Annotated in this window: 11 protein-coding genes and 1 pseudogene; 6 read left to right on the top strand and 6 right to left on the bottom strand. The window is 64.9% G+C overall.

Translation table 11 applies throughout. The annotated features are described in order from the left end of the window. Positions 1–492 precede the first annotated feature (492 nt). The 3 genes and pseudogenes from QTH97_RS30815 to QTH97_RS30825 all read right to left on the bottom strand — a co-directional run. Positions 493–818 (bottom strand): annotated as a pseudogene (locus QTH97_RS30815) (IS5/IS1182 family transposase); the annotation flags it as partial. Between the two features lie 103 nt (positions 819–921). Next, positions 922–1,494, bottom strand: coding sequence for a hypothetical protein (locus tag QTH97_RS30820; RefSeq protein WP_286572397.1), 573 nt, complete (start codon positions 1,492–1,494; stop codon positions 922–924). 267 nt (positions 1,495–1,761) lie between these two features. Then, positions 1,762–4,164 carry a DUF6351 family protein gene (locus tag QTH97_RS30825; RefSeq protein WP_286572398.1) on the bottom strand — a complete coding sequence of 801 codons (2,403 nt, stop codon included), beginning with the start codon at positions 4,162–4,164 and terminating at the stop codon, positions 1,762–1,764. Between the two features lie 388 nt (positions 4,165–4,552). On the opposite strand from QTH97_RS30825, the gene QTH97_RS30830 reads away from it, so the two are divergent. Both QTH97_RS30830 and QTH97_RS30835 read left to right on the top strand, forming a co-directional pair. Then, a complete protein-coding gene (locus QTH97_RS30830) occupies positions 4,553–4,756 on the top strand; it encodes a hypothetical protein (protein ID WP_286572399.1) in 204 nt (67 codons plus the stop codon). A gap of 135 nt (positions 4,757–4,891) precedes the next feature. Then, positions 4,892–5,176 carry a hypothetical protein gene (locus QTH97_RS30835; RefSeq protein WP_286572400.1) on the top strand — a complete coding sequence of 95 codons (285 nt, stop codon included), beginning with the start codon at positions 4,892–4,894 and terminating at the stop codon, positions 5,174–5,176. Between the two features lie 958 nt (positions 5,177–6,134). Here QTH97_RS30835 and QTH97_RS30845 read toward each other — a convergent pair. Together QTH97_RS30845 and QTH97_RS30850 are read right to left on the bottom strand one after the other, a co-directional pair. Then, the gene (locus QTH97_RS30845; RefSeq protein WP_286572402.1) at positions 6,135–6,260 is read right to left on the bottom strand and encodes a hypothetical protein; all 126 of its coding nucleotides are present in this window, start codon (positions 6,258–6,260) and stop codon (positions 6,135–6,137) included. 874 nt (positions 6,261–7,134) lie between these two features. Continuing rightward, positions 7,135–7,626 (bottom strand): hypothetical protein, encoded by a 492-nt coding sequence (locus tag QTH97_RS30850; RefSeq protein ID WP_286572403.1) that lies wholly within the window; start codon positions 7,624–7,626, stop codon positions 7,135–7,137. A gap of 359 nt (positions 7,627–7,985) precedes the next feature. Here QTH97_RS30850 and QTH97_RS30855 point away from each other — a divergent pair, with 359 nt between their 5' ends. From QTH97_RS30855 to QTH97_RS30870, 4 genes are all read left to right on the top strand, one after another. Then, entirely contained in the window at positions 7,986–10,358 is a 2,373-nt protein-coding gene (locus QTH97_RS30855) for a DNA polymerase II (protein WP_286572404.1), read from the top strand. Positions 10,359–11,307: 949 nt separating this feature from the next. Further along, positions 11,308–12,318 (top strand): patatin-like phospholipase family protein, encoded by a 1,011-nt coding sequence (locus tag QTH97_RS30860; RefSeq protein WP_286572405.1) that lies wholly within the window; start codon positions 11,308–11,310, stop codon positions 12,316–12,318. A 221-nt stretch (positions 12,319–12,539) separates the two neighbouring features. Further along, complete coding sequence (locus QTH97_RS30865) at positions 12,540–13,250, top strand: glycosyltransferase family 2 protein (protein WP_286572406.1); 711 nt, start codon at positions 12,540–12,542, stop codon at positions 13,248–13,250. Then, positions 13,247–13,780, top strand: coding sequence for a DUF421 domain-containing protein (locus QTH97_RS30870; RefSeq protein WP_286572407.1), 534 nt, complete (start codon positions 13,247–13,249; stop codon positions 13,778–13,780). Before QTH97_RS30865 ends, QTH97_RS30870 begins: the two co-directional genes overlap by 4 nt. A 95-nt stretch (positions 13,781–13,875) precedes the next feature. On the opposite strand, the gene QTH97_RS30875 is transcribed toward QTH97_RS30870, so the two are convergent. Then, positions 13,876–14,181, bottom strand: a complete 306-nt coding sequence (locus QTH97_RS30875; protein WP_286572408.1) for a hypothetical protein — start codon at positions 14,179–14,181, stop codon at positions 13,876–13,878. Positions 14,182–14,332 lie beyond the last annotated feature (151 nt).

The following is a 14,332-nucleotide window of genomic DNA, read 5'->3' on the forward strand; positions in this document are numbered from 1 at the left end:
ACTCTGGCGATCAATCCGCTGGAGCGCGAGATGAATGGAAAGTCTTCAACTTGAGCTGCTTCGGTTCCTGAAAACTGAAGGCGCCACGGAGCCTGTGATCGAGGGCTGGGAGCTTGCCTGGCACACAGCGCTGTCGTTTCCTGACGAGCCGCTGCCATGCCCGGCGTGCTTCCTCGATGGGCGCATCGAGCGCCTGGTGCCTTTGCCCGTCGACAGCCAACTTGCAGCGGTCCGTTGCGAGGCCTGTGAAGCCAAGTTCGAATTTGCCCCGTGATGGGTTGTTCGGCTTCGAGAAGCCGACGGCGCATTCCTCCATACTGTGCGCCAGTCGGCGGAGGCCGTGTGCAAACGGCTTTGACTTGCGAGCATGCCGAATGGACGACCGTCATTGAAACGATCGAGTCCTCCCGTCGTCTTGTCGCGGCCACCGTGTGCCTTGACCATGCTCGTGAGTGATCCGCGAGCGGCAGAGAACATCAAAAGGCTCACGCCCCCCCGCAACCTGATTGCCCGCATTGTTCTGCAGATAGCCAAGTTCGCGATCACTCGCTTCCATCTTGCAAGCCAGCCCATCCAGTGTTGAAGAGTCCCGAACACGTGCTCCACCGTGCCTCTTCGCAAAGTCATCGCGACGGGCTTGCGGTCTAAGCGTTGCTGGAGAAGTTTTTCGTGCTCCCATCGACGGATGTGCACCGATGGTCGCTCGGCGTGCATTGATCCTTGATCGGGCACCTGGGACAAGCGCATGTCCCGTAGACGCGAGCCTCGTTGCCGTTCTTCTCTAGCGTCTTGAACCTGTAGTTGGCCCGTTGCCCGGCGGAGTGTTCGCGCCTGGACTACCGATTCTGAGGCAGCCGCTCTCGGCCACGACCGACGTTCGGAACGCCATCCGATGTCGACGGGCGAGCTGCCCCGCGACATTCAGCTGCCTTCGCGCGGGCCGCCTTGCTCGTCCGGAACACGCCTGTACAACTCAATGATGCCGGCGTCGAAAGCTTCAATCCAACTGGACTGATAGTCGTTCGACACAGCGATTTCATCCCACTCGCCAGCAGGCGCGCGTTCAATCAAAACCCAGTAGAACGTCCGCGGGCCATGCTCTCGGACGGTCACGGCCAGTTCGCGGAGGGGCTCTGAAGGCATAGTGGTGCAGTTTATGCCGCCTGTGCGACCCACCGCAACTTGGTGCGCCCAAAATGCCGATGGAAGACACGATGACGAAAAACTGCCGAGCCGGTCGCCATCTGGAGCTGACAGGCTGGCAACGCTCTCGCATCGTCCCAACTCAACGTGCTCTTCTTGACGGCCCGGGGGGAGCTTGGTGCCTCTGAAAGCTGCTGCTGCTTCCATCGACAGTGCGGCAACGCGGGCGATAGCTTGGATGTTTGCTCCACGGTCCTTCGACTCTTGCGCAAGACCGTCCGGAGATGGCTTGCTTCGTCTTTTCGAGGGCTTGATCGAGAAAAGCTCGCCGCCTCTGCCGCGGCGGAACATCCGTGAACGAGTCGAGGAAGGGCTGCACCCACGCCATGCCCAGGTTGATCTGCGGGACGTGGTTGATGACACAGTCGTAGCAGGTATGGGGCTGTCGTGTCGGCGCGCTCGTCGCCTGCCGCGCTCGCGAGGACGGCCCGGCGGGAATCGAAGAGGGGCGTGGGATCGCGAGAGCCATGTTCCTGATCGTCATCCTTTCGAGCGAAGAGGAAGGCCAGGGCCAAGGCCCCGGCTTGGGCACAAGTCAGTTTGTCTGCAACGGAGTCTTCACTCAGCCGCAACGGCACTCGGCGCCTGCGGCATGGCCTGGCCGCCGGGGCCCGACTTGAAGGTCAGGGGGCTGACGGCCGCTTGCTGGCTCACGCCGGGCTTGCTCCAGTCGCACACGCCGGTGGGGAATACCGCCTGGAGCCGACCGAGTTGTCCGCCCGTCAGCGTCACCGGCGCGTAGTCAGCCGGATCGATCGCCTTCAACTGGCACTTGAGAATGTCCTCCGCGCGCGGGCCACCGGCGACCTGACGCGGCGACGACTCCGGGTTCAGCAGTGGGTCGGCATCGCAGGTTGACTTGTCGGTGACTTTCGTCGACTGCGCGGCATCCGTGCTGAGCACGCAGTAGTCGAACGCCTCGGCGGGCTTCGAGGACTTCACCTTCTGCTCGATGGCTGCCGTCGAGGTGTCGGCCTTCAGATTCGTCAGCCACTTGTCCATCGTGAGGAACGCGTCGCTGGCCATGGTGCCCGGCGGGACAATGAAGCCACTGAGCCCGAAGCGCCACATCACCTGGTTGTCGTGTCCACCGGCGTCGCGGTCGAGACGATCGCGGATCGCGAAGCTGCGTACGTGATGGATGCCCGTGAGGAACGAGCCCGGAGCCAGCGCCGTATCCGCCGAGTTGCGGTTGGCCATCAGGTTCGAGTCCCGGTCGACACCACCGACGATCTCATTGAGCGTCACGAACTCTTCGGCTGTGATGCTGCCGTTCCTGAGCGCCTTCAGGCCGTACTGCACTCCGACGTTGTCACGTGTGTCGTTGGCCTGGGTGGCATTGGCCTTGCCGAAGATCGACTCGGCCCAGCTCCAGGCGTTGCAACGCGGGCCTGTGGGGTTGGTCACCGCGTCGTACACCTGGCTGGCGGGCAACTGGCAGTTGTTGGTCTCCGTCGCAGACTGGACGATCACACCCGTGGCGTTGTTGGCCGGCGGAATCGTGCGTGCGAAGTAGTTCCCGGCCTTGGCGTTGCTCCCGAAGAGATTCATCCATCCGTGATACGCAGTCTGGTCCTCGTGGCCGTTGATCGCGGCCTTCTTGGCGTTGATCTGGGCCTGGGTCTGAAAGTTGGCGGCCATCAGGTTCAGCCAGGCGGGCTTTTGATAAGCTTCGACCAGGGTCACGCAATCTCCGACCTCGATGCCTGTCGTCTCGGAGTCCGGGAATGCGCAAGACACCGTGAAACCATCGATCAAGTTCGGCGCGATGGACATGTTCATGTGGGAGTTGATCGAACCGCCCGAGCAGCCACTACCCATCGTGAACTTGATGCTGCCGTAGGTGTCGATGATGTGCTCCTTCATCATCATCACGGTCTCGGTCATCATGACTCGGTTCGAGTTCTGCAGCGAGTCGGTCATGCTGTTTTGCACCACCAGGTAGCCGCGAGAGAGCGATCGATCATCAGTCCAGCTCGGCGCCGGACGAAGCTGGCGTCGCGGCTGTCCGGTACTGGCACCGAACTGGTAGAGCACCTTGCCGTTCCATTGAGGTTGAGCCGAATTCGCCGACCAGGACTTGCTGGGATCGAACAGCACGGCGATGTCGTAGAGGCCGCGATTCATCGTGCCGCGTTCGACCCGCACGATGTAGGGGACAGTAGCGCCGTTGTCGGTCGTCGTCATGGCCAGGTCTGCAGGCGTGGTGCCGACGGTGTAGGGCTTGAAGCAGGGATTCGCCGGCGGCGTGCCGGTCTGCGGCGGGTTGGTCGCCGTGGGCAGCACCGATGGGCTGGGATCCGGCAGCCCCGGATTGCAGCCTGCGACGTTGGTCTTGTACCAAAGCTTGGTTTCGGTCGCGATGTTGCACTGGGCGTCCGTCGCCGCGGTGGACAGTCCACTCGCGTTCGTCGCCGGATTGTTGCCGGAGGCCCTGGCCGGCGTTGGAGTGGCGCAGACAAAGGGTGTCGGCTGGGCGCCCGAAAACACCGGCCCGCCCCGAGAGACGTTGGTGATCGTCAGTTTCGCCGCGCGGGTGCCTTTGGTCTTGGCAACCACGACGTTGTTGCCAATCGCGAGACCGGCGATGAGGCCCGTGATGCGTCTGTCGCTGCCCTTTGCAAACGCACTCGTGACATCGCGGCCATCGACCGAGACATTCAAGCCGCTCGAATCGGTTCCGTTCGGGACGACGATCTCCACCAGCGCGTCGCCATCGCTGATCAGGTCTGCGCGGTTCGACAGTGTCCGAGTATCGGCGACCGGTCGGGTAGCTGCGGCGGGAGGGCTATCAACGATAGGCAATGGCCTGTGGTCGCCGCCACCGCAAGCGACGAGCACGGCCGCTGACACGCCGATCGTCGCTGCCGCCAGGACCCATCTACCGGAAGGATTTGTTTGCATCTGCGTTGTCTCCGAAGAATGACATCTCTCTTGAAACCGTACCGCTGTGCGGAACACCGATTGCGCTGGGCGTCAGAAGTGACGAGTTCGCATGCGCGCGATCCTGCCGTCATTCAAATTGAGGCCTAAGTTTGACGATGGTGCGCGCCAGCGAGTCGTTCTTTGATGAGGAATCGGTCGCCGTATATTGAGGCTGCACCGGCCTGAGGCGACGGGGCAGGGGCGGGCGGCAAAGAGCCTGCGATCACGGTCAACGCCCCGCTGTTCGCGCCGCACAACGACCGGCCGCACCCGGCCGGCCAAGGCGATCTCTCATCGACGCGCTGCTGGGTCAGAAATGGGGAGGGCGATCCTCTCCGACACTGAGTCGGCGCAACAACTCGGCTTTTGCACAGGCCGGCGCGCTCATCCTGCCTGCATGAACCCTGTCGACGACGACAACGGAATGCTCGCTCAGATTCGCGGGGACGACATCGCCCGAGCCAGCAACTTGCTGCCGCCTGCCTCTGCGGGCGAGGACACGCATGCCACCGTCGAAGTCGACGTGCCAGGCATTGGACGCGTGCGGATTTCGTTTGAGCTGCACTCCAGCCGCGGACGGCGCTTCCGCCACTGGTTCTGGACGGCTACCCGCGCGGAGTTGGCCTAGAGCGCTGGACTCCCGGTGGGGCATGCCTCCATCGAGGTGCTCGTGATCTGTGATTCGCGTGTGGAACTTCCTTGGTACCCAAGGCTGCCGTCTCTGAAAATGGGCCGATTGCAATACGACGATGAGCGGAATCACATGAGCAAACGCGATCTGGCCCTTACTGTGCTGGAACTCGAAGAAGGGCAGTTCTTCTGGGTTGTGATGGAAGCTGTCGACGCCGAATCTGAAGAATGCCTTACCTATGCGCCCGTTGATCCAGCGACCACGGCCGCGCTCGATTACTCGCAGTCGCTGATCGAAGGCGCGGCTGCAGTTCGAGCTCTGCAAGGCCTCTCCCCCTTTGGAAACCCCCTTGTGGCCGTGGGCATCCGTGTCGCCTCAGACGACGGTGAGCGCGCCAACGTCTCCTCGGCGTCTTAAGCGACCAAATCAAGGAATCACCTTGCCGATGCGACTCGCGGTGCCGCTCCCATCGCAATTCGATGGGTCGAGCGAACCCCAAGTGGCATCCAAACATTTCGGCAAAGGCAACTCACAACTCCCGGTCTCCATGTCGGTTCGGCCTTCGTACATGAGCGGGTCAAGCCACAAATATTGATACTCATGATCTGGACCAGAACATCGGTCGGTCGCTCAATCCTGGCATCGGGCACATCCTTCACCGAAATCTTGCGGGGGCCCTCGTAGTCACCAGCTTTCATCGAAATCTCCGAGTGGAAGGCCACTTCACCTTGGGAACCCCGGCCCATCGGAACGGTAGAGACAGCCCAGCGCCGCCTGTAGGTGCCCTCCTGCGAGGGCAAGCGTCGCCTTTGAAGACATGAATGGGTTGAAGCGCGATCTTGATGAAGGGCCGGCCTGTCGGGTTGTGATGGAAGCTGCCGAATCCGAGGAGTGCTTGAGCTAGGAGCCCGTGGATGCCGCACCCACCGCCGCACTTCATTCTCTAAAGGCGTTGATCGCGGGCGCTGCTGCGGTGCGAGGGCTGCAGGGCCTGGCTCCGTTCGGAAAAAACGGGTGCTGCCGCGGGCCTTTGTGACGTCTCAGACGGTTTCTCGCTCCAAAGGCCGTCCTGCGCAAAAGCGGGCGCGCGGCAGGGTGCCGAGCCCAGGGGAGGGCGAGCCGAGTGGGTAGGCGATGGCGGCCGGCAGCGCGAGTCGGCAAGAGGCGTCCCCTCGGCTTCTTGAGGTTTCAACCACGCAGTCACTTTGCCGAGGCAAGGCTGCGTTGTCGCGCTCTCCATTCGTCTTGTCGTAGCGGTCGATGGCAGCGTCCTGCCTGGGCCGCTGGTGAACCTGAGACTGAGCATCTTTTGACGCTGCGACCATTGACGCTCACGGCTCCGACGAAGGGGTTTGAGAGCGCCCGTGCCGACCGTCTAAGTTGCCTTCGGCAACTCGTTGCAGTCGTAGGGATAGGGCTTCTCCTCGGGCTGCAATAGCCCGCCGGACGAAGGCTGAACTTCATGTTTGAGTGCCGCTTCCATGCCGCGATGGTGGCTCATCGTTGCCGGCTTCGCCGTCAGTGCGCACGCATGTCGAACCCCGTGATCGAAGGTTCGCTCATGGGCCGCAGCCGACCCACGGCGGATAGCAGAGTCGCCGCCCGGAAGCGGTCCTTTGACGTCGGTGATCCCGGCCGGCCAACCGCATTGAAGAGGCGGGCGACGCAACCTGAAAGTGGGGCTCGCAAGCTGTTGATCTCCTCGGTAATCCAGCGCGACCACCTTGGCAGCACTCAGCGGGCAGCGCGTCTGCCGGGCGAAGGATGTGCCGAGCGCTCGGTCGCGCACACCGGAGCCGTGAGCCGCTCGGGTACGGTTACCAGAAGCGCCACCACGGTCGCCGACGGCGGAGGTCAAGAGGGCGGGTATCGAGGCGGTCAAGGAGACCTGCGGCCGCCCCGAACCGACTGACGGGCTCGGGCTTTTGCTCCGGGGCATCGCCATCAGGGGCGGGCGCGCCCCGTGCGGGACGCACGGCATCGTCTGCGTGCGAATCTGAATCCGTGGCCGGAAGGTGCATTCGCTCGATTCTGACAGGGGCCCGCTGACAAGGGCGTGATGCACTGCGCGAAACCGCGGCAAATCACGTCGCCAGGCGTGGATGCCCGGGACGCTCCTGGCGACGAACGTCGCCCGGTGCATGGCGCAGGGGCGAGCGGGATCACGTCGGTCGCAGGGTGTGGCGCCTTCCGGCTGTCGAGGGGGCTTTCGAGCGGCCCGCACCCGCGCGTATACCCGACGTTGTCGTTGTCCGTCGCGACGCGAAGGATGTCGCCTGTGGGCGCAACGTCGCGCCGGCGAGGAGTTGCCAACTCGAGTCGTCGGGCATCGCCTTCTTTCCGGTCGATCGCGCCGCCACCACGCAAGATCGTGGCTACCTGGCCAGGGCCGCGAGCTTCTCCTTGGCACTCTGCAGGAAGCCTGCGCGCTCCACGCCACGCTTCGCCCTGGTCTCACCTTCCGCGATGAGTTCGAACGCAGTGGCCGCAGCCAGCAGCCTGCCAAGGTGGTCGCGCGTCGTGAGGGCGGCGTGGCGCCTGCTGGAAATCACGTGGACCTGGAGGTGCCGGCCGATGGTGGCCGAGACCTTCTGGCAGGCCGCTGACATGGCCGCTTCATCGGGGACCTGCTGGCCGTGCACCACCAGCAGTTCGATCGTCGCGTCCTTGCCTTCTCCAAGGATGTAGGCGCACAGCACGGAGTCCTTGAACCTGGAACGCAGCATGGTGCGGATCGGTTCCGCCGCCGCGAACGACTTGAGCGCGATCGAGCGAAGCTCGTTGTAGAACACGAACGACACGTTCGCGCCGACCGTGGCAGCGCCGTCGTCCACCGGCTTGTGGCGGGTCAGGATGCCGCTGCTCACGAGATGCTCCTGCGTCCGCTCCACATCACCCGCATCCAACTTCGCCTTCTTGGCAAGGTCAGCCACGGAAAACCGGTGGGTCGGTGCTGCGAAAACAACCTTCAGCAACTTCTGGACTTGCGGAGCGAGGAGAAAATCTGCGGCACTCATTCTTGACTGGGGACAACGGCTACTGCGTCACTTGACGACTGCTCTGGCGCCCCACGAGGCAGAGCGGTCGGCGCCGGTTTTAACATGGAGTGCGTCACCCACGCCTCGCGGCACGATGCGCCGCTGCGTGCCTGCGGCATGCAGCCCCATCCGGGCGAAAATCGCCGATACCAGCCCCCTGCATTTGTCACCCGATTCCTTCAGCTCTCGTGTCCCTCCCTGAACTCAAGGGCTTCATCCTCACGCGCCGCTGGCGCGATGTCGCGGCCGGCACCGAGATCGAGTACTGGCTCGCCACCGATGCGGGGCCCATGAAAGTGGTCCTGTCCTCCCAGACCTCGGTCGCATTCGTCGAAACGAAGCACAGGGCGTCGGTCGAAGCGCACCTCGCCGCCCTGCCAGGGTTGGAGGTGCGGGAACTCGACCTGAAGACGTTCCGTCAGGAACCTGTCGTCGGCGTCTATGCAAAGCACTTCCGCCCGCTGGGTCGACTGGCTCGCGCGCTCCAGGCCCAGGGCATCGCCCTGCTCGAGGCCGACGTGCGCCCGCCCGAGCGCTATCTGATGGAACGGTTCATCACGGCGGGCGTGCGGGTGGAAGGAGGCAGGGCAGAGGGCGCTACCCTCCTGGACTGCAAGCTCAAGCCTGCGCCTCATTTCCGGCCAGCGCTGAAAGTGGTGTCGCTGGACATCGAGACCAGCCCGGACGAGGAACTCTATTCGATCGCACTGGACGGCACGGCGGATCGTGTGGTCCTCATGCTGGGCGAGCCGCCTTTCGAGCCGGAGGAGCCCCTGGACTTCTCGCTCGTCTATTGCCCGAGCCGCACGGCGATGCTCGAGCAGCTCATCGACTGGTTCGCGCGGAACGACCCGGACGTCATCATCGGCTGGAGCGTCATCCAGTTCGACCTGCGCGTCCTGCAAAAGGCCGCCGACGCTTGCGGGACTCAGCTCCTGCTCGGGCGAGAACGCGGAGCCATCGATTGGCGGACCCATCCCGGAAAGCAGGGCTACCTGTTCGCTGCCGTGCCCGGCCGGGTGGTCATCGACGGCATCGACGCGCTCAAGGCCGCGTCGTGGAGCTTTCCTTCCTTCAGCCTTGAAGCCGTCTCCCAAGCGTTGCTGGGTGAGGGCAAGGCCATCGGCGACGCGTACGACAAGATGGCCGAGATCGAGCGACGGTACCAGGAAGACAAGCCCGCGCTCGCCACCTACAACCTCCGCGACTGCGAACTGGTGCTGCGCATCTTCGACCAGGCGAAGCTGCTGCAATTCATGATGGAACGTGCGCACGCCACGGGCCTGCCGATGGACCACTTCGGCGGCTCCATCGCTGCCTTCAGCCACCACTATCTGCCGCGGATGCATCGCCTGGGCTACGTGGCGCCGAACGTGGGAGAAATTCCCAGCAAGGCCTTTCCTGGTGGCTACGTGATGGACTCGAAACCAGGGTTCTACGACTCCGTCGTTGTCCTGGACTACAAGAGCCTCTACCCCTCGATCATTCGAACATTCCTGGTCGACCCCGTGGGCTTCGTGGAAGGCTCGAACGCCAGCGACCCGGCAATGGTCATCCAGGGACCGCGAGGGACCGCTTTTTCGCGCGAGAAGCATTGCCTGCCGGAGATCGTGACCACCCTCTGGCGGTCCCGGGACGAGGCCAAGCGGGTCCGCAACGCGTCACTGTCCCAAGCCCTGAAGCTGCTCATGAACTCCTTCGCCGGCGTACTCGGCGCAGCCGACTGCCGCTTCTTCAATCCCCAGGTCGTCTCCGCCATCACCCTGCGCGGGCACGAGATGATGAAGCTCACGCGCACGTTCGTCGAGGAGCGGGGCTACGAGGCCATCTACGGCGACACCGACTCCATCTTCATCTGGCTGAAGCGCAGCCACACCAACGAGGAAGCTCACGCCATCGCGGCAACCCTGGTGAGGGACATCAACGACTGGTGGACGCGGACCCTCCGCGAGGAGCAGGGCCTGGAGAACTTCCTCGAAATCGAGTTCGACACCCACTTCAAGAAGTTCTTCATGCCCACCATTCGCGGCTCGGACGTCGGCAGCAAGAAGCGCTACGCAGGCCTGAGCGTCGATGCCGCGGGCAAGGAGCAGATGGTCTACCGCGGCCTGGAGATGGCCCGCAGCGACTGGACCCCGTTGGCGCGCCAGTTCCAGGAGGGCCTGCTCTCGCGCATCTTCCGCGGCGACCCCTACCAGGAGTTCGTGATCGATTACGCGCAGTCGACACTCGCCGGCCGGAAGGATGACCTTCTCATCTACACGAAGCGCTTGCGCCATCGCCTCGATGCCTACCTGGTCAACGTGCCGCCGCAGGTGCGCGCCGCGCGCATGGCGGACGAGTACAACGGGCGGATGAATCGACCTCGGCAGTATCAGAAGGGCGGTTGGATCCGGTACGTCATGACGCAAAACGGGCCCGAGCCCCTGGAAACGCGCCATTCCCGCATCGACTACGAGCACTACCTGAGCAAGCAGCTGCAGCCGATCGCCGACGCCATCCTCCAGCCGATGGGGGAGAACTTCCTGTCCGTGACAAGCGCACAGCAGGGGCTTTTCTGAACCTCTCCGCACGGCTCGATCCCGTCCGTCGGGATCACTGGGTGAGTGGTGGAGCCAACCTTCCATTCAAACCGGGGTGCAGGCACGAACCTCCTCCCTGAGAGGGTTGCTGTTCCCCGCAGGCCATTGAGAGTCGGACGCGCCGGGTCGCGGGACCCCGGCCCTCCCCACCGGGCCGCCGCTCGCGTGGTGGGGCCGAACAAACCGGGCATGAACGCGGCAGCGCGTGTGTCGTTGGGCCTCCGGCTCTTTTCCTTCCCGTCCATAAAACCGTCGCAAGCGTCGACTGCGGTGGGATCTCCAGCAGTTCGACAGGGTCGCGATGTGCGAAGACCCACGCGTCAGCGTCTCCGCGGGGCTTGAAGGGCGCCCGATCGTGCGCTATTGCCATCCCGGTTTCGGCTGGACCCCCTTTCATCGAACGCCCCTCTCTGCCGCCTCTGTGATCGAAAGGCTCGAACTGCTCCTGTCAGCGCCCGATCGCCCCGAGGGACCGGTGCAGTCAACGCCCGCGACCCGACGCGCACCCCACCTCCGGCGCCCGCGGCAGCCGTCTCGCCGGCAGGCAAGGTGACGCCGCGCAGGCGCGCCACCGGCGCGTCCGCCGTCCGTGCGCCGCCGTCATATGCGCCTACAAGGCAACAGTCCTTCGGCCTAGCTTGGGGCGCGCTGGCGTGACGCAGGCTCTCGGCACCATGCCACGCCACGCACGAACCCTCACCCCTCGGACCCGCGTTCAACCACGGCGCCCAGTGGGCTGGAGGACGCAGCGGGGGGGGGCATTCCTGGCATGCGGGCCCTTCAAGGCGGAGTGCGCCGACCCCACCGCCGAATCCCTCGACCTTCTGCTGTCGAACGCCGCCGGCGCTTCGGCCGGGCGAGCCATGGAACGGCATCGCGCCCGGGTCCTGCCTGAGCGCTTCGCCCACGGCCGCGGAGGCCGTTGCTGATGGCCACGCATCGCGCGGCGGCCGGCCGACCGGTCCTGAATCTCGCGCTGCAAGGCGGCGGGGCGCATGGTGCCTTCACCTGGGGCGTCCTTGACTGCCTGCTGGAGCAGGACGACTTCGACATCGGCCATGTCAGCGGAACCAGCGCCGGCGCCCTCAACGGTGCCGCGCTGGTGAGCGGCCTGGCCGCTGGCGGAAAGGCAGCTGCCAAGGACAGTCTGGCCTTGCTCTGGCACAAGGTCGCCCAGGTCGGTGCGCCGCTGACCTTCCTGCTGCTGCCCCTGCGCAAGCCGGGCATGGGCGTCTGGGACGACGCCATGCCACTGCTGTCGCCGTACCAGACCAATCCGGTGGCGCTGGAGCCCCTGCGGCATGTGCTGGGCGCCGTGGTGGACCTCGACGCGCTGAGGACGTCCAGGTCGCAGCTTTTCGTCAACGCCGTCAACGTGCACACCGGGCGCTCCCGCGTCTTCGGGCCGCACGACATGTCGCTCGATGCCATCCTGGCGTCCGCCTGTGCGCCCCTCATGTTCCAGGCTGCGCAGATCGAGCGCGAGTCGTACTGGGACGGCAGCTACGCTGGCAACCCGATGCTGTGGCCCCTGTACCAGCACCGCCTCGACGTCGACATCCTGATGGTCGAGCTCACGCCGCTTCATCGGCCGGAAACGCCGACGACGGCCAAGAACATCCTGAACCGCATCAATGAAATTGCCTCGATCAACGGGCTGGTCTCGGAGTTGCGAGCGCTGGACAGCATCAACCGCAACGTGGCCGAGGCGGACATCCGGATGCATCTGCTGAGCCTGCCCGAGGAAGGCTCCGAGATCCGGATCGAGCCCTCCATCAAGCGCACCGTCGGCGCAGGCCTGTTCCAGGCCCTCCGGCAAGACGGGCACAAGGCGTGTGAACGGTGGCTCGAAGACAACCTCGCAAGGATCGGTGCCGAGTCCTCGCTCGATGTCCAGGCCCGGTATCTCGAGCCCTATGCCCAGCCGGCGAGGCGTTGACCGGATGGCTTTCGCAACCCGCGCCAAGATGTGCCAGCCTCAGCATGCGAGCCTTCCTCCGCTCGACCCCAGGTCCCAGGCGCGCGCGCTGCCTCCGGGCGCGGTGTCGTCGCGGCCCGTTGCGGCAGCCGAGTGCGGGGCTCCTCACGATGACGTTCCCAACCGCTGTCAAGCAAGGCGCCGTCGCTGCGACGTTCACGGTCCTCGCCCGACCTGGTGACATGATCGGCGTCGTCGTTCCCGCACACAACGAGCAGGAGGTGATCGTCGATTGCGTCCGAGCCGTTCTCCACGCTGCGGGGAGCAGGCGCCTGGACGGCGAGCCCGTCGAACTGGTGGTCGTGGCGGATTCGTGCACCGATGACACCTCGGCGCTGGCGCGCCAGGCCGGAGCCGCAACGCTGGCGGTGAATGCCCGCAACGTCGGCGCAGCGCGCGCCGCCGGTGCCGACGCGCTCCTCGCCAAAGGTGCCCGATGGCTCGCCTTCACCGATGCCGATACCCTGGTCTCGCCGGACTGGATCGCCGAGCAGCTCGACCTGAAAGCCGACGTGGTCTGCGGCACCGTCGGCGTCGACGACTGGACGCCTCACGGGGAGCATGCGGAGCTGTTGCGCTGGCATTTCTCGCAGACCTATTTCGACGTCGAGTCACATCGGCATGTGCACGGGGCGAACCTCGGGGTGTCCGCCGACGCCTATCTGCGCGCCGGCGGCTTTCGGCCGCTCGCCTGCAGCGAGGACGTCGAGTTGGTCAAGGCCCTCGAGGCCACCGGTGCGCGCATCGCCTGGACCTCCCGCCCGCGGGTCACCACGAGCGCCAGGCGCGTGGCCCGCGCATCCGGCGGGTTCGCGGACGCGTTGATCCACGCCGTCGCCTGGCGCCTGGCGGCCGCGTCGGCCGATGCCACGCCACTGGGAGCGGCGCCATGAGCGAACTCGCGGAACTCTTCGCGCGCGACTTTCCCGTCTGGCACATGATCGCGCGCGGCACCGTGGTCTACTGGTTCCTCCTGCTGGTCTTCCGCTTCGTCCTGCGCCGGGATGTCGGCTCGATGGGGGTGGCCGATCTCCTCTTCGTGGTGCTGGTGGCCGATGCGGCCAGCAATGCCATGCAAGGCGAATACAAGTCCATCAACGATGGCCTGGTGTTGCTCGCCACGCTCGTCGCGTGGAACTTCGGGCTCGACTGGCTCAGCTATCGCTTCGAGGCCGTGGCCAGGTTCCTGGAACCCCAGCCCGAGGTGCTCATCCGACACGGGCGTGTGAATCGCAAGGCCCTCAAGCGTGAAATGATCACGATGGACGAGCTGGAAAGCAAACTGCGAGAAGCGGGCGTCGAGAAGGTGTCGGAGGTCCGGGTGGCACGCCTCGAAGGCGACGGCAAGCTCAGCGTGTTCAAGGGTGCTTCGAGTGCGAAACAACCCGAAGCCCCTGACAAGGCCAGCCCTCCCGGCGCCTAGCCTGCCGTTCGGCACGCCTGCCCCACGGCCAGGTCTTCAAGCCATCTCGCGGCGTCAAACGCCGGCGGCGCCTTGCCGGTCGGCGTCGCTGGTTCTCACTTGGAATCAGGCGCCTTCTTGCCGTCGGCTGCTGCCGGATGCTTGGGCTTGTTGTCCTTTGCCATGGAATCCTTGCCCGTCGGCTCCGGGGCTGCGGCGGCCGTGCTCTTTGCTTTCTCCTCCTTGCTCACAGCCGGATGGTCGCTCAGTGGCTTGGCATCCTTGGTGGTCACGGATGGGTCTTGGGGGTTCGGCGCGGTCGGCCCGGTCGAGCCGCCGCCAGGGGCTGCGGTCTGCGCGATCACGGAAGCAGATCCGAGTGCCAGGCAGGCAGCGAGCACCGCCGTTGTGACTGTTCTCATGGTGTCTCCTTGCAGATGATTCGAGGTCACCACTGGGCGCCGTTTGGCGGGGATCCACTGCGCGCCGTCGCCGCTGCTCACTGTGGGCATGCGCCTACCCTCGATCCTGTCGGGTCGGTCGATGCAGCACCCGAAGCGGCGCGAACTCATC

The sequence above is a fragment of the Variovorax gracilis genome (genome assembly GCF_030317115.1).
Classification (GTDB): domain Bacteria; phylum Pseudomonadota; class Gammaproteobacteria; order Burkholderiales; family Burkholderiaceae_C; genus Variovorax; species Variovorax gracilis.

Excerpts from the sequence above, each read along its gene's own strand:
- QTH97_RS30875 (WP_286572408.1), bottom strand. The coding sequence starts at position 14,181 with ATGAGAACAGTCACAACGGCGGTGCTCGCTGCCTGCCTGGCACTCGGA.
- QTH97_RS30870 (WP_286572407.1), top strand. The coding sequence starts at position 13,247 with ATGAGCGAACTCGCGGAACTCTTCGCGCGCGACTTTCCCGTCTGGCAC.
- QTH97_RS30865 (WP_286572406.1), top strand. The coding sequence starts at position 12,540 with ATGATCGGCGTCGTCGTTCCCGCACACAACGAGCAGGAGGTGATCGTC.
- QTH97_RS30820 (WP_286572397.1), bottom strand. The coding sequence starts at position 1,494 with ATGTTCCGCCGCGGCAGAGGCGGCGAGCTTTTCTCGATCAAGCCCTCG.
- QTH97_RS30835 (WP_286572400.1), top strand. The coding sequence starts at position 4,892 with ATGAGCAAACGCGATCTGGCCCTTACTGTGCTGGAACTCGAAGAAGGG.
- QTH97_RS30830 (WP_286572399.1), top strand. The coding sequence starts at position 4,553 with ATGCTCGCTCAGATTCGCGGGGACGACATCGCCCGAGCCAGCAACTTG.
- QTH97_RS30845 (WP_286572402.1), bottom strand. The coding sequence starts at position 6,260 with ATGAGCCACCATCGCGGCATGGAAGCGGCACTCAAACATGAAGTTCAG.
- QTH97_RS30860 (WP_286572405.1), top strand. The coding sequence starts at position 11,308 with ATGGCCACGCATCGCGCGGCGGCCGGCCGACCGGTCCTGAATCTCGCG.